General features: G+C 64.4%; 12 protein-coding genes and 4 pseudogenes. 6 read left to right on the plus strand and 10 right to left on the minus strand.

The genetic code is table 11. From position 1 onward, the window contains the following. Nucleotides 1-95: 95 nt before the first annotated feature. A pseudogene (locus tag XCSCFBP4642_RS24045) lies at nt 96-467 on the plus strand (GNAT family N-acetyltransferase); the annotation flags it as partial. Between the two features lie 114 nt (nt 468-581). On the opposite strand, the pseudogene XCSCFBP4642_RS24050 reads toward XCSCFBP4642_RS24045, so the two are convergent. Then, nucleotides 582-1,625: pseudogene (locus XCSCFBP4642_RS24050) on the minus strand (IS3 family transposase). 287 nt (nt 1,626-1,912) lie between these two features. On the opposite strand from XCSCFBP4642_RS24050, the gene XCSCFBP4642_RS0104200 reads away from it, so the two are divergent. Beyond that, nucleotides 1,913-2,974: a glycosylasparaginase gene (locus XCSCFBP4642_RS0104200; RefSeq protein WP_029218680.1), complete on the plus strand. Its 1,062-nt coding sequence runs from the start codon at nt 1,913-1,915 to the stop codon at nt 2,972-2,974. Beyond that, nucleotides 2,971-3,702 (plus strand): copper homeostasis protein CutC, encoded by a 732-nt coding sequence (locus tag XCSCFBP4642_RS0104205; RefSeq protein WP_029218681.1) that lies wholly within the window; start codon nt 2,971-2,973, stop codon nt 3,700-3,702. Before XCSCFBP4642_RS0104200 ends, XCSCFBP4642_RS0104205 begins: the two co-directional genes overlap by 4 nt. 102 nt (nt 3,703-3,804) lie before the next feature. Here XCSCFBP4642_RS0104205 and xopL read toward each other — a convergent pair whose 3' ends face one another. Beyond that, nucleotides 3,805-5,577 (minus strand): type III secretion system leucine-rich repeat domain-containing effector XopL, encoded by a 1,773-nt coding sequence (gene xopL, locus XCSCFBP4642_RS0104210; RefSeq protein WP_029218682.1) that lies wholly within the window; start codon nt 5,575-5,577, stop codon nt 3,805-3,807. An 85-nt stretch (nt 5,578-5,662) separates the two neighbouring features. Beyond that, on the minus strand, nt 5,663-6,811 hold the full coding sequence (locus XCSCFBP4642_RS0104215) for a sialidase family protein (RefSeq protein WP_029218683.1): 1,149 nt from the start codon (nt 6,809-6,811) through the stop codon (nt 5,663-5,665). Between the two features lie 473 nt (nt 6,812-7,284). Between XCSCFBP4642_RS0104215 and XCSCFBP4642_RS0104220 the strand changes: the two genes are divergently transcribed. Next, on the plus strand, nt 7,285-7,605 hold the full coding sequence (locus tag XCSCFBP4642_RS0104220; protein WP_029218684.1) for a RebB family R body protein: 321 nt from the start codon (nt 7,285-7,287) through the stop codon (nt 7,603-7,605). Nucleotides 7,606-7,668: 63 nt separating this feature from the next. Here XCSCFBP4642_RS0104220 and XCSCFBP4642_RS0104225 read toward each other — a convergent pair whose 3' ends face one another. The 3 genes and pseudogenes from XCSCFBP4642_RS0104225 to XCSCFBP4642_RS26450 all read right to left on the minus strand — a co-directional run. Further along, complete coding sequence (locus tag XCSCFBP4642_RS0104225; RefSeq protein WP_029218685.1) at nt 7,669-7,869, minus strand: hypothetical protein; 201 nt, start codon at nt 7,867-7,869, stop codon at nt 7,669-7,671. 640 nt (nt 7,870-8,509) lie between these two features. Continuing rightward, complete coding sequence (locus XCSCFBP4642_RS28235) at nt 8,510-8,770, minus strand: hypothetical protein (protein WP_029218686.1); 261 nt, start codon at nt 8,768-8,770, stop codon at nt 8,510-8,512. A gap of 77 nt (nt 8,771-8,847) precedes the next feature. After that, a pseudogene (locus XCSCFBP4642_RS26450) lies at nt 8,848-9,093 on the minus strand (transposase); the annotation flags it as partial. Nucleotides 9,094-9,096: 3 nt separating this feature from the next. Between XCSCFBP4642_RS26450 and XCSCFBP4642_RS26455 the strand changes: the two are divergent. Both XCSCFBP4642_RS26455 and xopK read left to right on the plus strand, forming a co-directional pair. After that, nucleotides 9,097-9,438, plus strand: a pseudogene (locus XCSCFBP4642_RS26455) (transposase); the annotation flags it as partial. Between the two features lie 427 nt (nt 9,439-9,865). Continuing rightward, nucleotides 9,866-12,427, plus strand: a complete 2,562-nt coding sequence (gene xopK, locus XCSCFBP4642_RS0104240; protein WP_268744466.1) for a type III secretion system effector XopK — start codon at nt 9,866-9,868, stop codon at nt 12,425-12,427. Nucleotides 12,428-12,621: 194 nt separating this feature from the next. On the opposite strand, the gene XCSCFBP4642_RS0104245 is transcribed toward xopK, so the two are convergent. From XCSCFBP4642_RS0104245 to XCSCFBP4642_RS0104260, 4 genes are all read right to left on the minus strand, one after another. Further along, nucleotides 12,622-14,457: a glycoside hydrolase family 35 protein gene (locus tag XCSCFBP4642_RS0104245; protein WP_029218689.1), complete on the minus strand. Its 1,836-nt coding sequence runs from the start codon at nt 14,455-14,457 to the stop codon at nt 12,622-12,624. Between the two features lie 561 nt (nt 14,458-15,018). Beyond that, entirely contained in the window at nt 15,019-17,361 is a 2,343-nt protein-coding gene (locus XCSCFBP4642_RS0104250; RefSeq protein WP_029218690.1) for a GH92 family glycosyl hydrolase, read from the minus strand. 137 nt (nt 17,362-17,498) lie between these two features. Then, nucleotides 17,499-18,950, minus strand: a complete 1,452-nt coding sequence (locus XCSCFBP4642_RS0104255; RefSeq protein WP_029218691.1) for a glycoside hydrolase family 125 protein — start codon at nt 18,948-18,950, stop codon at nt 17,499-17,501. Between the two features lie 374 nt (nt 18,951-19,324). Continuing rightward, complete coding sequence (locus tag XCSCFBP4642_RS0104260; RefSeq protein ID WP_029218692.1) at nt 19,325-21,994, minus strand: glycoside hydrolase family 3 C-terminal domain-containing protein; 2,670 nt, start codon at nt 21,992-21,994, stop codon at nt 19,325-19,327. Nucleotides 21,995-22,088 lie beyond the last annotated feature (94 nt).

Below are 22,088 nucleotides of genomic sequence, written 5' to 3' on the forward strand. Positions count from 1 at the left end.
GGAGGATCGGCAGAAGGTTGTGAAAAATTTCTGTGCTGACAGCGAGTTAGCCCACTTTGGGCTGTGTTTTACACGAATCCCTGCCAACCCTCAATTCGGTACCTGGCGAACGCGAACTGCAGTTGGTGCTGCTGTCGGCACAGCAGGTGATCGGCACGGTGGGCTTTACCCAGATCCAGCGCGGTGCATTTCAGGCCTGCCATCTCGGCTACGGCCTGGATGCCGCAGCACAGGGGCGTGGCCTGATGCAGTGGGCCGCCATGCAGGGCATCGCTTTCGCGTTCGGTCCGCTGGGCCTGCAGCGGGTGATGGCGTAGTACGTGCCGGAGAATGTGCGCAGCGCGCAGGTGCTGGCGCGGCTGGGCTTCCAGATCGAAGGCCGCGCGCGGCGTTACCTGCAATTGAATGGCGTGTGGCGCGATCACGTGCTGACCAGCCTGTTGCGCGAGAAGGGGGAGGTCGAATGAACCTCATACATCAGACTCTTATACAGGTGCTCACGTCACGACGTCCCCCATCCTGAGTCGCAGTCGGGTTTAGAGTCCGGGGTTGATGATATCGCTATTGGCCAACTGCTGGGCCTAGGCCGTCGGCGTCATTCCGCCGATTGCTTTCTTGGGGCGGTGTTCGTTGTATTCGCGGCGCCAGCGTTCGATCCCGGTGCGCGCATGCAGCAGCGTTGGGAACCAATGTTCGTTGAGACATTCGTCGCGTAGCCGGCCGTTGAAGGATTCGACGTAGGCATTCTGGTTCGGCTTGCCAGGGGTGGATCTGGCGTAGCTGCACGCGATTGGCATGCGCCCAGGCGACCATGGCCTTGCCGCAGCACTCCTTGCCGTTGTCCGTGCGGATCAACAGCGGCAAGCGGCGACTGTGTGCCAACCGATCCAGCACGCGTGCTACCCCGTGGCCGGAGATGGCGCGTTCGACCTCGATGGCGACTGCCTCGTGTGTCGCGTCGTCCACTATCACCCGAGACTTGATCACCCGACCTTCGGCGGTGCGGTCGAACACGAAGTCCATGGACCACGCCTGGTTGGCCTTGGTGGGCCTCAGCAACGGCGCACGCTCGCCTACCGGCACCTTTTTGCGCTTGCGGCGGCGCACCTGCAGCTGCTGCTTGCGGTACAACCGCTCCACCCGCTTGCAGTTCACGATGTGGCCTTCTCGCCGTAGTTTGAGATAGATCATCCCCACGCCATAGCGGCGATGGCGATGCGCCAACGCAACAATGTGCTCGCGCAGCTCAACGTTGCGGTCCCCGCGCGGGCGATAGCGCAGCGCACTGGCGCTCATGCCGATCGCTGCCAGGGCGCAACGCTCGCTGGCCCCAGCTTCGATCCACTCGCGCACCAGCGCACCGCGCGCCGGCGCGCTCACCATTTTTTTGTAGCGCATCCTTGGATCAGGTCGTTCTGGAACACCTGCTCGGCCAGCGACTTCTTCAGTCGCGCATTCTCGGCTTCCAGATCCTTGAGCCGCTTGGCATCGGGCACGCTCATGCCGCCGAACTCGCTGCGCCACAGGTAGTAAGAAGCCTCACTGAAACCATGCCGACGGCAGAGGTCCTTGATTGGACTCCAAACCAAGGTGCTACTCAAACTTGGGGGGACGTCACATGCCATCGACGCAGCAGTGAGTGCACAGCTCGGCCATCGCCGCCATCCGCGTGCCCGAGTCCACCGGCCTGCATCGCGTCGAAGTCCGTGCAGGCCGTCTGCAGCAACAGCCATTGGCCGAAGCTACGACCTTGCCAAAGGAGGCGCGGCTGCGCGCATCATGCCTGCGGGCGTTATGCCTCAATCCGCATCGCGGCGCGGGGGAATGCGGTTTATCCGCAGGCGTTGCTGCCGCATGATGGGAGGCTGCGGCGCAGTGCGCGGCATCTGTTTCCGTTACGGAGTTCGCCTGGATGATCCAACGTCGTCATTTCCTCAAGAGCGCCACCCTGGGTGCCATCGCTTCCGGCCTGGCCGGATGCGCACGTGCGCAGGCCGCGGCCGCTGGCACGGCGGCGGTACGTCCTGCGGCATTGCCTAAAGGTCAGGCACGGGTGATTTCCACCTGGGATTTCGGCGTGGCCGCCAATCAGGCCGCGTGGGCGCTGCTGAGTACCGGTGGCATGGCGCTGGATGCGGTGGAGGCCGGCGTGCGCGTGCCCGAAGCGGACCCGAACAATCCGACGGTGGGCCTGGGCGGGTATCCGGATCGCGATGGGCGGGTGACGCTGGACGCCTGCATCATGGACCACCTGGGCAATTGCGGCGCGGTGGCGTCGCTGGAAGATGTGGTGCATGCCATTTCGGTGGCGCGCGCGGTGATGGAAAAGACCCCGCATGTGATGCTGGTCGGCGATGGCGCGCGGCAGTTCGCACTTGCGCAGGGCTTCCCGCAAACCAGGTTGCTGACGCCGAGTTCGGAAGCGGCGTGGAAGGAGTGGTTGAAGACGTCGAAGTATTCGCCGGAAGCCAATGTCGAAAACCGCGCCTGGCGCGACGCCAAGCTGCCTGGCGGTAAAGACAACCATGACACCATCGGCATGATTGCGCTGGATGCGCACGGCAATCTGTCCGGCGCGTGCACCACCAGCGGCATGGCGTGGAAGATGCACGGGCGGGTCGGCGACAGCCCGATCATCGGCGCCGGCCTGTATGTGGACAACGAGGTGGGCGGCGCGACCTCCACCGGCGTGGGCGAAGAGGTGATCCGCAATGTCGGCAGCTTTGCAGTGGTGGAAATGATGCGCCAGGGCAGATCGCCGGCCGATGCCTGCCGCGAGGTGGTGATGCGCTTGATCCGCCGCAAGCCGGAGCTGACGCGCACGCTGCAGGTGGGATTCCTGGCGATGAACACGCGTGGCGAGGTGGGTGCGTTCGCGATCCAGAAGGGCTTCAGCTATGCGGTGTGCGATGCGCAGCGGCAGGATCTGCTGGTGCCCGGCGACAGCCACTACACCACCGAGCCGGCCGCGTGAGCGCGTTGGGCCTGGAAGTGGCTGCCGATTCGGTGGCATCGGCCGTGGCCGCGCAGGACGGCGGGGCGATGCGGGTGGAGCTGTGCGGCGGGCTGGATGGCGGCGGGCTGACGCCGTCGTTCGGCACGCTGGCGGTGGTGCGCGCGCGCTTGTCGATTCCGCTGTATGTGCTGATACGCCCGCGCGTGGGCGACTTCGTGTTCAGTGCCGATGAGGTGGAGGCGATGCGCCGCGATGTGCAGCAGTGCGTTGCGCTGGGCTGCGATGGCGTGGTGCTGGGCGCGCTGGATCGTCATGGTCAGGTCGATATGGACACGATGCGCGTGTTGATCGAGGCGGCTGGCCCGCTGGGCGTGACCTTCCATCGTGCGATCGACGTCAGTGCCGAGCCGGCGCGCGCGCTGGAAGATGCGATCGCGCTGGGCTGCGAACGCGTGCTGACTTCGGGCGCACGTGCGAGTGCGCCGGAGGGAATCGACACCATCGCCGCGTTGGTGCGGCAGGCAGGCGGGCGCATCGGCATCATGCCGGGTGCCGGGCTATCCGAGCACAACATCCGCACCGTACGGCAGCATACCGGCGCCCACGAATTCCACGCGTCGGCGCGAGGCATGATCGCCGCCCAGGTGCCGTCTGCGCACCCGTATATCCGTGACCTGGGCGGAGACTATCAGCGGACCGATATCGTGCGGGTACGAAGGATGGTGGACGCGTTGCGGCAACAGTGAAACACGCGCAACGGGTCGTTCGGCCATGGGAGGCGCCGCCCGACCTGCTCAGACACGACGACGGCGGTGCCCGATTGGCCGCTCTGCATGTCGCGTTTGCCGCTATTGCTGGTGTGAAGGTTCCGAGGTTGTTTGCTGTTCGCTATCAGTGTCGTCGCCGACTTGCTCTGGAATGTGCAGTGGGAAGGAGGGAAAGCGTGCCCGTTCTTCGGGGTACGCATTGACAATCAACTCCCGGGTCTTCCACATCTGGACTGCCTTGGCCAGCGTCTCTGCGTTGAGCTGGCTTGCTTCGTGATAAATGAACTGCCCGAGATGATCGACGATGCCCAGGTGCGCGTTCTTCTGCGCCTTCCAGTTGCTGACGTTCGTGTAGTGGCTGCGGAGGCCTTCCTCGGTCGGGTGTTGGACTCTGGGGGATGGGCCTGCCATGTCGCTCACCCTTGCCAGGAAATGGCCGTCCCTGCCTTCCTCCAGCATTTTCTTCAATGCCGGAATCTGGCCGAAGGTGGTGGGAGTTTCGGCGTCGCGCTTTTGTGGAAGATAGGAGGGGGCGCCTTCCAGAAAGGGATTTCTTTCTTCATCAGTGACCGTGCTCAGCATGGCCTGCGCGGTGTCTTCGATGCGTTCGAGCGCAACCTCGCGCAGAAGTCCGGTTGTGGTCGCCGAGGAGGATGCGCTGGCTTGATCGCCGGCAACAGGGGGCGAGAGATCCGGGATGGCTGGGCCAGTCTGCTCTGGTTCGGCGGGGCGCGCAATCAGACGAAGACGGTCGAGTTCCGCCTGTAAATGCGGCGGCAGCCGGATAGTGCAACTGGCAGGTAATCTGGCGATCGACGAGGGCAGTCTGGAGAGATTTTCGCAGCCTCGCAGGTCGAGTTCTTCGAGTTGCGTCAGGCGGTGAATGTCCAGCGCCAAGGTGCGCAGGTTGCTGCAGTCTTTCAGACGCAGTCGTTTCAATGGCGCACTGCCGCCAAAAATCGGCGGATAGTTGCACAGCGCTGTGCAGCCTTCCAAATCAAGTTCTTCCAGCCTTGGCATTCGATGGATGGCCGGGGCAAGGGTGGACAGCGGCGAATTGCGTATCTGTAGCGTTCTCAGGTTCTGTAGGCCGGTGATGGAAGCCGGAAGCGATGTGATCCCGGTACCCATCAGCTGCAGCTTCTGCAGGTTGACCAACCCCTCGTGCTCGCCGGATGCATTGGTGCTCGCCAGGCGTTTGGGCAGTTCTTTCAATTCCGGGCAGGAAAGGATGGAGAGCTCACGCAATCGGCTGAGGCTTGCGATGGATGCAGGTAGCGAGTCAAGCGGATTGTGCGCAAGCGTCAGTGTTTCCAGGCACGCGAATTGCTGCATGGCCGGAAGTTCCATCAACCCCGCCGCGTTGATCGTCATGTGCTGCAGATGAGAAAAACGGTATACCTGATCGGGAAATTGCGGAAGGGGAACTGAGTGCAACTCCAGCGCTACCCGCCCCGGTAGGGTTGCGTCTTCCAGCATGTCGGCTGTTGCCTTGAGCGCCCGGGCCGTTCTTGTTTCGACTTGCGGATCGTTGCTGTTGGCCTGGCGCCATGCGCTGTGCCAGCGACTGCGATCTGTGCTGTAGTGTCGTTGCCATTGCGACAGGACGTCGCGGTACGGGCGAAGCGCTGTGGAGCGCTGTAATGGTGAAGCGTCAACGGTCGGTGGCACACTGGGGCGACCGGACCGGTAGCCAGGCACATGTCTGGTCAGGCCGCCGAGTATGCCGGTAGGGCGCTCGGGCGCGGGGCATGCGGGTGGGACATTGCGCGCGGGGGCATTCGCAGTGGACGCATCCTGCTCCGGCAGTCCGACAGGCGTGCCCGGTAGGCGTGGTTGATCGACGCGTCGCATCGCATTCTTCGTCTTGGCTGTAGCTCGCCGACGATGATCGGCATGCAACGCTACTGGCGAATCCGTGGAGGCGAAGCCACCGTCATCATGACGAAGGAACGGCGGCGTGGCCGCACGCCGTCGTGCAGCGCTCAGACAGCGTTGCGGGGGCAGGCGCCTGGCAGGGGCCGCATGCGTCGATTCGCGTGGGATCGAGCACCACATGCTTGATTCGTCGGCGCTTCCAGGTGTAGCTGATGTGCACCAACCCATCACGGGTCTGGATCGCGGCCGGATATGAAAATTCATCATTGGCGCTGTCTTCCAGCGTCAGCACGCGTTGCCAGTGCACGCCATCGTCCGACAGTGCCACCGCCAGCGTGCCGCGTCCCTCCCACCAGTCCTTGCCGGCGATGGCGGGGTTGTAGACCAGCAAGGCGCGACCGTCGCGCAGCAGTACCGCGTCGGTGCCGGAATTGGGATTTTGCACATCCAGCAGTTGCATCGGCTGCCAATGCAGGCCGCCATCGTCGGAGAAGGTGCTGAAGAGCTTGTTCTGCTGGCTGCGGCCCAACGCCTGCAGACGACCATCCGGATACAGCAGCAGGCTGGGCTGGATCGCGCCGATCACGCTCGGGACGTTGAGCGGCATGCCGCGCTGCCAGTGCGCGCCGTCGTCGTCGCTCCATTCCAGATGCGCGCGCCAGCCGCGGTCTTCGCTGCTGCTGGGTGCCAGGATGCGCCCGCTCGGCAACTGCAGCGGTTTGTTCTTGATCGGCCCAAGGATGCCGTCCGGCAAGCGCTGCGGTGCCGACCATGTCGCGCCGCTGTCCATGGAGGTGAGCCGCAGCCCCCACCACTGCCGCGGGTTGGGGCCGAGTTTGTAATACAGCTGCACCGGCCCGCTGGCTGATTGGAAAAGCACCGGATTCCAGGCCGGCACATCGCTATCCTGCTTGCCGGCGTGCGCGCCATCGGCGATGCGTTGCGGACCCTGCCACTGCTGCGGGCCACGCCGCGCCAGCCAGATGCCGACATCCGGCGCACCTTCGCGCGCACCGCCGAACCAGGCGGCCAGCAGCTGCCCATCGCGGGTTTCCAGCAGGGTGGAGGCGTGCGCCTGTGGCGTGGGGGCGGGGTCGGCGATGAATTCGCTGCGCACGATGGGCGACGCCGGAGAGACAGGAGAATGCGCCTGCGCGCTGCAGGCAGCAAGACTGGCAACAAGGCAGGTCAGCAAGCGCGTGGAAAACATCGGTGTCCAGTGCGGTGTGGATTACATAGAGACCTGTTTATCATCTATTGCATGCCTGTGCCTTGGTCGTCCCAGGCGCAGGTGGCCGTGGTTGCCGACCATGTGCGGCAAGGGCAGCCGGTCGAGCGTATCAGCAAGGCGGTAGGCAGGAACGTCATGGGCGTTGGCATGTCTGCGCCGTCCTGGGATCGCCACGTGCGCCGATGCCAAGGCCTGGGACACGTTCATGTCGCGCAACCGGTGGTGCTGGCCTCGCGCTGTGGCTTGATCGCCATGGGTGGCTCGACGGCACATCGGGAGTGCGACGTGCATTGCGAAGCTGCATGGCGTGGATTCAGCGGTACGCGTGTGCGCCGCTATCGGAAAGGCACCGCGGTGCGCTGCAGCCTGGCCTGTGTATCGCGACGCCGCGTGCAGGTCGTTGGTGGTCAACGCGCATCACATCGTGCATTGCGTCCACTCAGGAGCCGGGCATGGCCTTTCCAACTGCAGTCAATCAACAGGTGACCGATGCCGTCACCCAGTCCAACGTCAAGGTTGTAGGCGAAGCGCCGGCGATGGCGATGGGCTCGATCTACCAGGCAATGGCACAGTCGAGCGGTGTCCTGTTCCAGAACGCCGTCGCGGCGCAGCAACAGCAAACCACCCTGGCGCAGGCCGCGGCCAATCAGGGCGTGATGCAGGTCTACAACGTGGATACCACGGCGGCGGCCGGTGCCGGCGCAAAGAATGCGCAGGCTGGCGTGGCCGACAACCTGACCAGTCTGCTCACGGTGCTCCAGGCGTTCAAGTGAGCAGGCGACCGGCCACTGGCGATCGCAGATCGCGCTCGCCAGTGGTTTGCGCGTTCGGTGTGCTCAGGCTGCGTTGTCGTCGCGGACCTGCGGCGGCAACAGCGTCTGCGGCTTCTTTGCCGATTCGGTCTGGAATAGGAAGGCCATCCGGTGCGCCGCCTCGGTGCTGTCCATGGGCTTGCCGTGGACCTGCTCGGCGAACGCGTGCTGGGTGTGTTCCGCATCGGCGGGGATGGGGTCTTGCGTAACGGTGGACGAGGACATGCAACGCTCCTGGAACCTGCAATCAAGCCGTCTACGTCGCAAGCAAGCGCATCCGTAGCGGGGTCAGCCGGTGATCTTGCCTGGAATCTGGTCCGCCCGATACATCCACGGTAGCGGGCGCCGCGGCGCCACCGGACGTTCTGATAACGGCGGCACGCGTCGCTGCTGAAGGGCGGACGACGGAAATCTGCCTTGGGCGGCGACAGGCCCTGGCTCGATGTCGGCAGGCGCTGGCAGGATATGGCTGCCGCTTCGGCTGCGCCGTCGTCCGACAGTGCGGCCTGGTCAGCGTCAGCAGGTCCTTCCACTGCACCACTTGGTCCATCTCCGACAAGAACGCCTCGTGCCGTTGTGCCGCGCGCTGCCGAAAGACGGTTGCATCGTGGTTGTCTCCCTGGGCTATGCACGATTGTCCCCGGAGCGGAAGGAGTTGTTCAGACCTTCTTTTGCCGACGAGGTGCGTCTTGTCCTGGATGAAATCGGTTGAACAGCGACCTTGGGTTGGCTTGGTTGAGATTCGCGCTGAGGCATGCGGCAACCCGCGCGCTGCGTGACTGGGGCGGCGCGATTAGGTGGAACTGCTGCGCTCAGTGCATCGTTCGCTGCTGACGATTGGGTTTCAACGGACTTGCAGGGGCATTTATCGAGTCAATTTCTCGAAGGTTACATGCACGCCTTCCTGGAGCCGCAGCGCGGCATCCTTGATGAATGGGTCCGCCAGCAAATCCTCTGCGGTGGCACGATCTTGGCCAATCACGCGGTTGAAAAAAGCGACGATCTCATGCTTGCGTTCCGAGGGCAGCTGTTGCAGCGCATCCATGAGTGAAAAGACTTCCTTTGACTGCGCCCCGGAAATACCCACATAGCCCATGTGGTAATCCGGATGTTTGATGAAATACACCAGGAGTTGGGCAGCGCTGTAAACGTCCCGTCGACGACTTGCTTTCCAACTCATCTCGATATAGCCGGGTGTGCCCACAGGCGACGGAAGCAGGCCAGCCCATCGGTGTAGACCTCGCAGCCGGGCGCCAGGCGACGGGCAATCCAGTCCTGCAGCGCTGTGTTGTCGAAGCTGCGCACCGGCTCGATCACCACAAAGCGCGGCGCGGTGAAGGTGTCACCGGTCTGCATCGCAATCAGGAATGCTTGTTTGTTCTCCGATCCGTGTCCGGCCTTGCCACCGTTACGCTCGCCGCCGAGATAGGCATCGTCGATCTGCACGAAAACGGCGTGCCGCTGGCAGTGTGCGTCACCGGTGCCAATCGACACGACTCGGTTGTCTTCGAGGAGTTGCTTGATGCGTTGCCTGAAATCGGCGGAAAACCAGGGCGTGCGCGACGCTGGCCCGGCAAACTGCATGCTGACAAGGCTTACGACATCGACCGGTGCCGCACTGCCCGCAAGCAGCGCGGCATCATTGCGCGGATTGCCCGCAAGGGCATCGAACGCAACGACCGTCTGGGCCGGCATCGCTGGGTCGTGGAGCGTACGCACGCTTGGTTCGCCGGGATGGGCAGGCTGCGTATCCGCTTCGAACGCCGCATCGATATCCACTTAGGGAAACTCTGAACAACTCCCCCTGATCCTGCGACAATCGCACAGAGGCACCAGGACGATGACGATGCAACTGACCTTCGGCGACGCGGAGTACAACAGCAAGCGCAANGAAAACGGCAAAAAACCGGGGGTTTGAGCGCCCTCAGCGCGGCGGATGTGGCGTGTTTCGTTTTCCGGCTGCGTTGATCAGACCATCCTTAGCGTCGCTCTCGCTTGCATGCTCCATCATCTGCTTACGCATGCTTCCTGGGGTTTTATTAGCCGCTCTAAAGCAACGAACACACGATGCTTTTCAGGTGAAGTCCTCAATAGCTCAGTAAACCAGCCCTGAATGCGCCTTGCGCTGCGATTCGTTCCCGGGAAAGTGAATTCGTAGAACGGCTGGTCCCCGTGGGCAGGAGGCGTAGCCTCGCCGCGTCACGTATACGGAGTCTGAGCTATGCGTATCCAGCAACACGTCAGCCGTCATGTTGGTCCTTCTGATTCTCCCGCTCCAGAGGTGGCTGTTTCAGTTGAAGATCTTCCCGCTTCCAACGGCTGGCCCATGGGTCTGGAATCGTTAAGAAAAAGTTCTCGTTGGAAAAAATCCCCTCCCGTGCACGCGTCCGGGAGGCGCATCGGGGGAGATGCCATGGCCGAAATTCAGGAAACAGAGGCAGCGTACGATGCATTCGTGGTGGCCAGGTATCTTGCAGATCCACTGCATGGCACTGCAGACAAGATAGCGGAACTGCCCAACTCGGGCGAACCGGAACATTCTCCGGAAGCCGACCAACCTGTGCATTCCCACGAGCACACGCCGGTCGATCACACGGCATTGTCGGCAGACCATCAGACTCAGCCTGGTAACGGCGTGGAGCACTCTATGGAGCCACATCCGATCGAGCCTGCAGCGCACGAGAGCATCATGCACACCCTGGCTGAGGAGGGGGCGCCCGGGGGCGTTGCCGATCTGGCAATGAGCTTGAGCATCAGTGGCGCCATGCTGCCGCTCTCTGGCCTTGCGATCTATGCCGCCTACAAGGAAACCCGCGAAGTGATTGAACAACGCGGTACCCTGCGGAAATGCAAACGTCAACTTCAGTCGGACAGGGCGTTGCTGCAAACTGCTCTGGAGAGCGGCCCGTTGACTGCAGTTGCAGGCGCTCAGATCGATGCCTTGAGCGAGGCGATTGATACAGTCGCTTACCAACAGCAGCGCAACGCACGTGATGGCGCCATCGCGATGACTTCAATGGCGTCTGCAGGCATGATCTTCACCAAGGCCACGACAGAACTCGGTATCCAGGGCGGGCTGGCACTCGGGGCCAAGAACGCAAATGCTGCTGGCTTGATCGGCCACAGCACCGCCGCCGCAGGCGCAGCGTCGGCGGCCGGTATTGCCGGCACATTTGTCCTGGCTCCGCTGGCAAGCGTCGCTGCCACCGCGCTGGGCGTTACGTTTCTGCACCAATCACGCAAGGAGAAAACGCGCGTGGTTGCCGATGCGGTGCGTGTCGAAGACTTCATGCAACGCCTGGAAGCGGGCGAGCTCAGCCCCGGCGCGCAGCGCTACCAGCACTTTTTGAGCACCAAGCTGACCCAGCGCAGCGGATTTGCCGGCAGCTTCAACAACTGGAACAAGGGCTTTGTCGTTGGCGGCGTCACCTACACGGCCAGCACCTTGACAAAAACCGGAGTCAGTGCTGCTGTTGTGCTGGGTGCAGCCACCGTGGCCGGGCCAGTGGGCACCGGTTTGGTGGTCGGTGCCGGTCTGCTGGGTGCGGTGACGATGGGTGTCGGGGGCCACCAGTTTCTGCTGGCGCATGGCAAGCAAAAACGCTATCGCAAGTACGAGACTGCGGAGATGCCTAGCGTGGACCGGGCATTGCTTGCCATGGCCGACCTGCTACCCACGACCGAGGCAGGCGTCGCTGCCTCACCGGGGGAAGTGAATCCGCATGGGACACCACGCGTCAGTGACGGTGCCTCGGGAAACGCGTGGGACACCGTGGTGACGACCGGCACTGGTGACCAGCTCGAGTCTAACCCTGTCATGCCCGGCTCAATCGAACACGCGGTGGCTGCCCAGTCGGTAGCAGCAAAACAGGCGTCGCCTGCAGCCGGCGACGCATCAGCCGCTACGGAGGCAACTGCTGCCGTTCCGCAGCATGGATTTGAACTGCGCAGCGCCCTGTACGCCTGTATCGACGGTCAGGAAAAAGCACGGGACGCGCTCTTGCAGAACTGCGCCAACGACATGAGGAAACGCTATCGGGCAGTGCCTCGATCTACCGATCAGCGCCCAGCAACTGGTCAGGCGGCTCAACCGTCCTCGCTCGCCAAGCGAGCCAGGGCAGCGCTTTTTGCAGGGGCGACCTACGGGCGAGCAGTGCTCACCGGCAAGCCCCGCGTCGCTGGCGAAAAAGCCGCGCGAAGCTATGCAAAACATACCGATACACTGACCGAAACAGCATTGAACCAGTGGCTGCAAACGTCAGGCTCGGTCAAGTCGCAGGTTGCGTACATGCAAAGTTGCCTGGAGTTACAAAAGAAATATCTAGACTCGAAACTGCGCTTGCGGGCGGAGCTACCGGCGGAGGATGCTGCCAGTGGTGCAATCCCCGACACAGAAACCACAGCCACGACGGCTGCGCAGGCCCACGCACGCTTGACCACGCAACTGCACGAAGCGCGTGAGCGCGACGAGTTTCAATTGCGATCTGTCAGCTTGATGTTGGAAGAGCTGGGCATGGCAAACGAGGAACTGGAAAGTTCGGACATGAAAAAGATCCGGCGCGCAGAAAATAGGATGCAGGGGTTGCAACAGCGCCTGATCGGTGCGTTGACCGCAAATGCGATCACGCCGCAGCCAGGAAGTGCGGGCTTTGCGCATTTCTGCATGAAACAGGCCCGGCGGCACACTACCGATGTGCGCGGCACGTTGCTGGCAACCGAAATGCAGGCTGCGCGCATCCGTGAAGGCGCTGCGGCTGCGACAGCACCGTCCTTCAACCCTTGAGCAATCGGCAGCCGTGGCGTCATTGCCAGTGAATTGCACATGCCGCCACGGCCTGGCGTGGCTGACAAAGCGTTGTGAGCAGTCTTTGGCGTGTGCGGACGGTGCCTCATCACCGCAGCGCACGCGTGGTACGTAGCGATTCCGAGCGACGCCGCGCCCATCTGACGGTGAGCGCATTCGTTTGTTGGCCGCGCTTACTCCTTCGGCGTGATCCACGCCTGCTGTTTCAGGCCGCGCACGCTGGGGTTGGCGGTGCTGTCCAGGTCGAACACCACCACGGCGTTGTCGCCCTTGCGCTGGAACGGCGCTGGGAAATACAGCGCCGTCTGCGGCCCGATGGACCAGTGACGGCCCAGGTTGACGCCGTTGGCCCAGGCGATGCCCTTGCCGAAGGCGCGCATGTCCAGATAGGTGTCGGTGGGGGTGCCGATGCGCAGGTTGCCGCGGTGGAAGGCGGGGCCTTGCACAGACCTGCGGGTCCAGCCGCGGAGGCTGTCGGGCGAGCGCATCGGCAGCGGGAACGCCTGCCAGCCGGTGAGTTGTTGGTTGTCCAGCAGTACCGGGTCGACCAGGCCGGCGCGGCCGTCGGCCGTGCGCGGGCCGTAGTTGATGCGGCCGCTGTTTTCGACCAGGACATCCAACGTGTGTTGGCCAGCCGGAATGTCCACGTCGGTGGAGACCTGCTGCAGCCGGCGTTCGACGCTGCCGACCGGTTGTTGATCGACATAGACGCGTGCTACGTCGCGCACCTCGCCCAGATACAGCGACCCCTTGCGCGGGCCGGTGATGGTGGTGCGGTAGAGAATGTAGCCGTAGTCCTGGCCGAAGTGTTCCATCGGCTGCGGGGTGTCGATGGCGATCGGGGCGGGCAGGTTGTCCCACAACGATGCCGATTCGCGCAGTTGGGTGTCCGGCAGTGCGGCCATCGCAATCGGTGCAGGCAGCGCGGGCGGTTGCACGCCGGTGACGCGGGCGATGGCATCGCGCATCAGCGAGAACTTGGGTGTGGGGTGGCCGGCTTCGTCGAGGATGGCATCGTAATCGTAGCTGGTGGTTTGCGGTGCGTAATGGTCGCTGGGATTGCCCTGGAAATTGGCGCCATTCATGAAGCCGAAACTGGTGCCGCCGATAAACATGTAGAGGTTGGCCGAGTGCCCCTGGCGCAGGATCCACTCCAGTTCTTCGGTCTGTTGCTTGGCATCGGTGCTGGCGTGCGGCGTGCCCCAATGATCGAACCAGCCGGCCCAGTATTCGCCCACCATGCGCGGTTGCTCGGGGCGGAACTTGATCAATTTGTCGAACGCGCTCTTCGCCTCGCCGGGCGCGAAATTCACCACTGCCAGGGTGTCGGGCAAGGTGCCATTGGCGAGCATGTCCGCGCCGTCCGAGGTGAACAGCAAGGCCTTGTCGAAGCCGGCCTTGACGAACATGGCGCGGTTGTCGGCCATGTAGGCGTGGTCGTCATCGTAGGAGCCGTATTCGTTCTCCACCTGCACTGCGATGATCGGGCCGCCATTGTGGTTGAGCAGCGGTTGCACCTGTTTTGCCACCGCGTCCAGGTAGGCCTGGCTGGCGGCCAGAAACCGCGGGTCGCGGCTGCGCACGCGGATGTTGTCCTTGCCGAACAACCAGGCCGGATACCCGCCGGCTTCCCATTCGGCGCAGGCGTAGGGGCCGGGGCGCAGGATCACGTTGAGGCCTTGCGCGGCGGCCTCCTCGACGAAGGCGGCGACGTCGTTGTTGCCGGAAAAATCGAACTGGCCTTGCTGCGGTTCGACCAGATTCCAGAACACGTAGGTTTCTACCGCATTCAAGCCGAGTGCGCGTGCTTTCTGCAGGCGATCCTTCCAGTAGGCGCGCGGAATGCGCTGGAAATGGATGGCCCCGGACAGGATTTGGTACGGCTTGCCATCGCGCACGAACTGCGTGCCCTGCGTGCCGAAGGCGGGCCAGGACTCGGGCGTAGCAGCGGCGGCGGGCAGCGCGAGCGCAAGGGCCAGAACCAGGGGAGCAAGAGTGGTACGCAGCATGGAGGTCTCGATGTAGGTGGGGCCGGTGGTGCGGGTGGATGCAGGCGGCGGTGTTTGCGTTCTGCCCTCATCCGCCCTTCGGGCACCTTCTCCCGCTTGCGGGAGAAGGAGGAGTGATACCCGCTTGCGGGAGAAGGAGGAGCGATACCCGCTTGCGGGAGAAGGAGGAGCGATACCCGCTTGCGGGAGAAGGAGGAGCGATACCCGCTTGCGGGAGAAGGAGGAGCGATACCCGCTTGCGGGAGAAGGAGGAGTGATACCCGCTTGCGGGAGAAGGAGGAGCGATACCCGCTTGCGGGAGAAGGAGGAGCGATACCCGCTTGCGGGAGAAGGAGGAGCGATACCCACTTGCGGGAGAAGGAGGAGCGATACCCACTTGCGGGAGAAGGAGGAGCGATACCCACTTGCGGGAGAAGGAGGAGCGATACCCGCTTGCGGAAAAAGAGAGCAACTTCCACTGGCGAATGAACAAGCGATCCCTGTGTGCGTCAGCGGGGAAGGGCGTTCCCCATCCGCGCAGCAAGAAACGAGCGCGCCGCTCGCGCAAGCGACGTACTGGCATTACGCGAACGACGGTGGCAGATCCTTCTTGTCTGCGCCGAAGGCCGGGTTAGGCTTGGGCCCCATCGCAAATTCCAGCGTGCCGCCGGCGGCCAGCTCGGTGTGACGTAGCCAGGCGCGGGTGAGCGATGTGCCGTTGAAGGACAGCGACTGCACATAGACATTCTGCGCGCTGTTGTCCTTGGCCACGATGCGCAGTGTGCGGCCGTTGCCAACGTCTAGCGTGGCGCGTTTGAACAACGGGCTGCCGAGCACGTAGTTGCCGCTGACCGGGTCCACCGCATACAGGCCCAGCGCGCTGAGCACGAACCACGCGCTCATCTGCCCGCAGTCTTCATTGCCGGACAGCCCATTGCGCGCGTCGTGGTACTGCTCGCGCAGCAAGCGGCGCACCATCGCCTGGGTTTTATACGGTTGGCCTGCGTAGGCGAACAGATACGCCACATGGTGGCTGGGCTCGTTGCCGTGCGCGTACTGGCCGACCAGGCCGTCGATATCCGGCGGCGCATCGGCCGGCAGCTCGGAGCTGGTGGAAAACAGCTCGTCCAGTTTGGCGACGAAACCCTCGCGGCCGCCGTACAAATCCATGTAGCCGTACAGGTCGTGCTGGTTGAGGAAGGTGGCCTGCCAGGCGTTGGATTCGGTGAAATCGCGCCACTTGGCGATGTGGCCCATGCCGCGCGGGTCGAACGGTGTGGCCCAGCTGCCATCGGCAAGCCGCGCCTGTACGAAGCCACTGCTGCGGTTGAATACGTTGCGGTAGTTGCGCGAACGTGCGCGCAATGCGCGTGCATCGTCGCTGGCACCGGCGGCCTGCGCCAGGTGCGCACAGGCCCAGTCGTCGTAGGCGTATTCGAGGGTGCGGCTGACCGCTTCGTCCACGGTGTCGGCGGGGATATAACCGAGCGTGCGGTACTCGCCCAGGCCGTGGGTGGTGTCGTCCATCGCACGTTTGCGATACGCCGGCCATGCAGCTGTGTAGTCGATGCCGGTAAAGCCCTTGGCGTGCGCTTCGGCCAGCACCACCGCGGAGTGGTAGCCGATCATGCAGCCGGTTTCCACGCCTTGCAGCGGCCAGATGCCCACGCCGTCCGGGCATTCGTTGGCGCCGCGTACCAGGCATTGCACCAGGTCGGGCACGCGCTCGGGCTGCACCAGGGTGAGCAGCGGATGCGCGGCGCGATAGGTGTCCCACAGCGAGTAGGTGCTGTAGTTGTGATAGCCCGTGGGCGCGGTATGGATCTGCAGGTCCATGCCGCGGTAGCAGTTGTCCACGTCGCTGAACAACGTCGGCGCCAGCAGGCTGTGATACAGCCCGGTGTAGAAAATTCGCCGTTGTGCCTCGTCGTCGGTTTCGATGCGGACGCGGGCCAGTTCCTTTTCCCAGGCGGCGACCGCCTGTGCATGCACGCGCGCGAAGTCGAAGTCCGGCAGTTCGGCGTCCAGGTTGGCCAGCGCGTTGTCGGCGCTGACGGCGGAGATGCCGACCTTGATCAGCAATGGCGCCTGGGAGGCATCGGGGAAGTGCAGCACGGCCTTGAGATGGGTGCCGTCGCGGCTGTGCGTGCCGTCGGGCAGCGCTTGATCTTCGTCGTACAGCTGCACGCTGGCGAATGGCCGCGACAAGCGCATGGCGAAGTAGATGTAGCGCCCCTTGGCCCATTGATAGACACGACGGCCGCCAGTCAGGGTTTGCGTGTCGACCACGCGCAGTTGCGCATCGCTCACGCGAGTGGGAATGCCCGGCTTGTCCTGCATGCCATGGCACAGGTCCAGCAGCACATGCGCCGGCTTGCCCTTGGGGAAGTGGTAGCGGTGCAGGCCGACGCGCGCGGTGGCGGTGAGCTCGGCATGTACGCCGCTGTCCTTCAGCCGCACGCGGTAGTAACCGGGCGAGGCGGCTTCATCGCTATGGTCGTAACGCGAGCGGTAGCCGGCATCGGGATCATCCAGCGGGCCGGGCACCAGCTTGACCTCGCCGGTGGCCGGCACCAGCAGGAAATCCAGCATGTCGCCGATCCCGGTACCGGACAGATGCGTATGCGAAAAGCCCATGATCGAGCCATCGGATTCGTGGTACCCCGAGCACGAATCCCACACCGCGTTGTAGGTGTCCGGGCTCAGTTGCACCATGCCGAACGGCAACGTCGCGCCGGGGAACGTGTGGCCATGACCGCCGGTACCGATGAAGACATCCACATGCCGGGTGAGATCGGCGCGGGTGCGCGCATCGGCCGGTAGCGCGTAATTGCCGGCGCGCGCGCGCGCCAGGCCGGGCAGGCCAACGCTGCCAAACAGTGCTGCGGCGATGGCGCCTTGGAGAAAACCGCGTCGTGTTGCCATGTGTCTGGTCTCGGAGTTTGCGGGCCGATGCCGGGGCACCCTCATCCGCCCTTCGGGCACCTTCTCCCGGCGGGAGAAGGGAAGATCAAGTGCTGTGTCGTTCCGCCGGGAAAGAGCGGATCCGGCGTTTCGGACAATCAGCTACTACGCAGCAGCTGGGGTTTGCGTTGGTGCAGGTCGATGATCAGTTCGCCGAACAAGGTGTTGGCCCAGGCGAACCAGTCGCGGGTGAAGCTGCTCGGGTTGTCCTTGTCGAAGGCCTCGTGCATGAAGCCGGTGCCGGCATGGGTGGTCTTGAGCCACTGCAGGCACTGGCGCAGTTGTGCGTCGTCGTCGCTGACCAGGGCGTACTGGATGATCGACATCGGCCAGATCGTACCCATGCCGCTGTGCGGGCTGCCGACGCCCTCGGCCGCGCTGCCGCGCGAGAAATACGGGTTGCGTTCGCTCCACGCCAGTTGGCGGGTGCGCAGGAATACCGGGTCGGCGCGGTCGCAGCAGCCCAGGTAGGCCAGGCTGAGCAGGCCCGGCGCGTTGGCGTCGTCGATGAACAACTGATTGCCGAAGCCATCCACTTCAAAGGCCCAATACGCCTGGCCATCGCTGTCGCGTTGCTGGCCAAACTGGCGGGTGGCGGTTTCCACTTCATCGGCCAGCGCGGTGCACTGGGCGGCGAAGGCGGTGTCGCGATGCAAGGCCGTGCTCATCGTGGCCAGCTGCCGCAGCGAAGCCACCGCAAACAGGTTGGCCGGCACGAACAGCGGGAACACGCAGGCGTCGTCGGAGGGGCGGAACATCGAGTGGATCATGCCGTTGGGCTTGGTCGGCTGGCCATAGCCTTCCAGCACCAGCGTTTCGGTGGCCAGCGGCGAGGGCCGCTGGAACACGTACGGGCCGCGATTGTCCTTGCGTTGTTGCTCGCGGAAGGTCTTGACCACCACGTGCATCGCCGCGCGCCAGTCATCGTCGAACGGTGCGGTATCGCCGGTGGCGCGCCAGTATTCGTGCGCAATGCGGAGGGGATAGCACAGCGAGTCCACTTCCCACTTGCGCTCGCCCACGCCTGGCTTGATCTGCGTGATGTCGTTGAGCGACCACTTCAGGCGTTGGGTCTGGCCATCGGGCAGGAAGGCGTTGGCATAAGGATCGAGCGTGATGCACGCGGCCTGGCGCTGGATCAGGCCATGGAACATGCGCCGCAAGGCGGGGTCGCGCCTGGCCAGCGGCACGTAGGGGTGCACCTGCGCGGAGGAGTCGCGCAGCCACATCGCATGGATGTCGCCGGTGATGACGAAGGTGTCCGGCTTGCCGTTGCGGGTGCCGGTTTCCACCGTGGTGTCGAGCGTGTTGGGGTAGCAGTTCTCGAACAGCCAGGCCAGCTCGGGATCGGCGATGCGCGCGCTGATCTGCACGATCTGCTGCTCGACCGCCTTGCTGACGAAGCGGCGCTGTGCCTTGGGCGGGCGCTTGCTGACGAAGGCGCCGGAGGTCGGGGCATCGCTGGCGGCGAAGGCGGGCAATGCGCTGGCCAGCAGGCTGGCGCCTGCGCCGGCACCGAGCAGTTGAAGGATGTCGCGACGGGTGTGCATGACCTCAAGACTCCGTGGGTTCACTGTAGCAATCGCACGCGTGCAGATCGGCGCCAGCCGCCGCAACCGGGCAGGTAGCGATGAGACCTATGCATGACCAATTCCCGATGACCATACAACGTGTGCGACAAGGATGCCTAGTGCGTCCGCACAATCCATTGCCGTATGCGCGCGGGTCATGCGCGGTGCGAGTCGGTCCTGGTCCCATCGCACGCGCTAGCGCCTGCTCCCCACTGGCATAAGCATCTGCGTCCCGCACGTTCTGCGCTACAGCACGGCAGACAGTGCAACCGGCGCCGTCAATTGCGGCCGATTCCCCCGTCGGCTGGACCACGCGGCCAGGCGCCGGAACGATTGTGCGCCCGGATGCGCTATTACTTCGGCAGTGGCGATCTTCCCTGGATCGTCAGCGCCACTGCCGCGCCGGGCGCGCCGGTGTCCGGCTGCCCACCACCGACAAATACCTGGTAATCGCCAGCTTCCACCGCACGCTGTCCGGCGCGATCCACATCGCTGAGTGCGCGTGCGTCCAGGGTGAAGGTCAGCTCGCGCTGTTCGCCGGGCTTGAGATGCACGCGCCGGAATCCGACCAGGCTGCGCAACGGCGACTGCGGGCGGTCCGGGTATTGCAGATACACCTGCGCCACCTCATCGCCGGCACGCGTGCCGGTGTTGCGCACAGTGGTGGTCACCTGCAGCGTGGTGCCGGCCTGCAGCGTGGTGCTGGACAGCTGCGGCGCGTCGTAGGCAAAGCTGGTGTAACTGAGGCCATAGCCGAACGGAAACAGCGGCTCGCCCTTGAAGTAACGGTAGGTGCGGCCCTTCATGTCGTAGCTGACGTAGGGCGGCAGGTCCTTGGTGGAGCGGTAGAACGTCACCGGCAGGCGCCCGCCGGGCGTGTCGTCGCCGGCCAGCGCACGGGCGATGGCGGTGCCGCCGGCCTGGCCCGGGTACCACGCCGCCACGATCGCATCGGCGTGCTGCTTGGCCCAGTTCAAGGCCACCGCGCTGCCGCTCATCAACACGACCACCAGCGGTTTGCCGGAGGCCTTGGCGCGTTCGAGCAGGGCCTGCTGCGTGGCGGGCAGGGAGATGTCGTTGCGGTCGCCGCCATCGAAGCCGGGCACGTCGATGCGCAGCTCCTCCCCTTCCACATCCGGAGACAGGCCGACGAAGGCCACCACGGCATCGGCCTGCGCCATCGCCTGCTCGGCCTCGGCCAGTTGCGCGCCAGCCGGTGCCAGCCACTCCAGGCGCACGCCCTGGTCCTGGCCGCGGTGTTCCATCTCCAGGCGGATCTTGCGTGGGCGCGTATCGTCGAAATGCAGCACGGTTTCCACGCTGCGGCCATCGGCGTTGTGCATCCCGGCCGGCACGTGCTTGTCTTCGGCGTTGCCGGCAACCACCAGCTTGTCGTCGATGTACAGCCGCACCGGGTCGTGGCCGGCGCAGTCGAAGCAGCGCGCCACCCGTGCCGCCAGCGTGTAGTCGCCCGCGCTCGGCGGCAGCAGTTCGCCGCTCCAGCGCACCGCGTAGCGATCGGCCGGCACGCCCTTTGCGGGGGCGACCTGATCCCAGTTGAAACTCACCGTACGATCCTGCCGCACCACGCGCGGCGCACCGTCCAGATCGACATTATCGAAATATTCGCCACGCAATCCCGGCTTGCCGTCGCTGCGCAGCGCGGTTTCCGGAATCATGCCGGGCACACCCGCGGCCAGCGGCGCACCTTGTGCATAGTTGACCTGCTGCGCGCCGAAGCGCCGGCGCAGGCCCAGCAATGGCGTCACCGGCTCGGACGAGGTGCCTTGATAATTGGCTTCCAGCGCCGCCAGGGCATCGGCATTGGGGCCGATCACCGCCAGCCGGGTGCCGGCCTTCAGCGGCAAGGTGTCGGCCTGGTTCTTGAGCAATACGATCGACTCGGCGGCCGCCGTCAGTGCCAACGCACGATTGGCGGCGTTGTCGATGTCCCTGGCGCCGAGCCTGGCATACGGATCCTTGCGCGGCGCTTCCAGTTCGCCCAGGCGATAGCGCGCGGCGAACAGGCGCACCAGCGATTGGTCCAGCAAGGCTTCGTCCACTTCGCCGCGTTCGATTGCGGTGCCGAGTTCGCGATAGGCATGCCCGCAATTGAGATCGTGGCCGGCCTTGAGCGCTGCAGCCGAGGAGCCTGCATTGTCCGGGCGGAAGTAGTGGAACTGGGTCATGTCGTCCACCGCATCGCAGTCGGACACCACAAAGCCCTTGAAGCCCCAGTCGCCACGCACGCGGCCGTTGAGCAGCCAGTCGGCCGCGCACGCCGGGGTGCCGTGCAGCGAGTTGTAGGCGCACATCACCGAGCCGGCCTGTCCCTGGACCAGCGCAGCGCGGAACGCGGGCGTGTAGGTTGCTTCCACGTCGCGTGGCGACACATCCACGTCGAAACCATGCCGGCCCGGCTCCGGGCCGCTGTGCACGGCGATGTGCTTGGGCGTGGCGATCGTCCGCGGATGGTTCAGATCCTCGCCCTGCAGGCCGCGGATGAAGCCCACCGCGAGCTGCCCGGTCAGGAAGGGGTCTTCGCCGTAGGTTTCCATACCGCGACCCCAACGCGGGTCGCGAAAGATGTTGATGTTGGGCGACCAGATGGTCAGCCCGGCGTAGCGCTTGTGGTCCTTGCCGGGAGCGCCGGCGTGGTTGAACTTGGCACGCGCCTCGGTGGAGACCACCGTGCCCACCTGCTGCATCAGCTCCGTATTCCAGCTGGCGGCCAGGCCGATCGCCTGCGGAAACACCGTGGCGTAGCCATTGCGGGCGATGCCGTGCAGGCCTTCGCTCCACCATTCGTAGGCGGGAATGCCCAGGCGCGGAATCGCCGGCGCATCGTTCATCGCCTGGGTGACCTTTTCCTCGCGGCTCATCTGCGCCACCAGCGCGGCGGCGCGCTGCTCTGGCGTTGCATCGGTTTTTTTTGCAGCCACTGCCGGTGCAGCGATGAGTGGCAGGGCCAGGCTCATACTCAGTGCGGCGGCCAGGCGGCACGGGAAGAAGGACAACGACATCGGTTTACTCCTGCGTGGCGGTCATGGCCGCCACGCGTTGCTCTTGGGTTGCCCGCAGCGATGCTGCAGGTAGTGGTATGCGGATCGCTTGCCG

The organism is Xanthomonas cassavae CFBP 4642 (assembly GCF_000454545.1).
Classification (GTDB): Bacteria; Pseudomonadota; Gammaproteobacteria; order Xanthomonadales; family Xanthomonadaceae; genus Xanthomonas; species Xanthomonas cassavae.

Bases quoted from the DNA above. Each gene is read 5' to 3' on its own strand.
- XCSCFBP4642_RS0104255 (WP_029218691.1), bottom strand. From the start codon at position 18,950: ATGCACACCCGTCGCGACATCCTTCAACTGCTCGGTGCCGGCGCAGGC.
- xopK (WP_268744466.1), top strand. From the start codon at position 9,866: ATGCGTATCCAGCAACACGTCAGCCGTCATGTTGGTCCTTCTGATTCT.
- XCSCFBP4642_RS0104250 (WP_029218690.1), bottom strand. From the start codon at position 17,361: ATGGCAACACGACGCGGTTTTCTCCAAGGCGCCATCGCCGCAGCACTG.
- XCSCFBP4642_RS0104215 (WP_029218683.1), bottom strand. From the start codon at position 6,811: ATGTTTTCCACGCGCTTGCTGACCTGCCTTGTTGCCAGTCTTGCTGCC.
- XCSCFBP4642_RS0104200 (WP_029218680.1), top strand. From the start codon at position 1,913: ATGATCCAACGTCGTCATTTCCTCAAGAGCGCCACCCTGGGTGCCATC.
- XCSCFBP4642_RS0104225 (WP_029218685.1), bottom strand. From the start codon at position 7,869: ATGTCCTCGTCCACCGTTACGCAAGACCCCATCCCCGCCGATGCGGAA.
- XCSCFBP4642_RS0104245 (WP_029218689.1), bottom strand. From the start codon at position 14,457: ATGCTGCGTACCACTCTTGCTCCCCTGGTTCTGGCCCTTGCGCTCGCG.
- XCSCFBP4642_RS0104260 (WP_029218692.1), bottom strand. From the start codon at position 21,994: ATGTCGTTGTCCTTCTTCCCGTGCCGCCTGGCCGCCGCACTGAGTATG.
- XCSCFBP4642_RS0104220 (WP_029218684.1), top strand. From the start codon at position 7,285: ATGGCCTTTCCAACTGCAGTCAATCAACAGGTGACCGATGCCGTCACC.
- xopL (WP_029218682.1), bottom strand. From the start codon at position 5,577: ATGCGACGCGTCGATCAACCACGCCTACCGGGCACGCCTGTCGGACTG.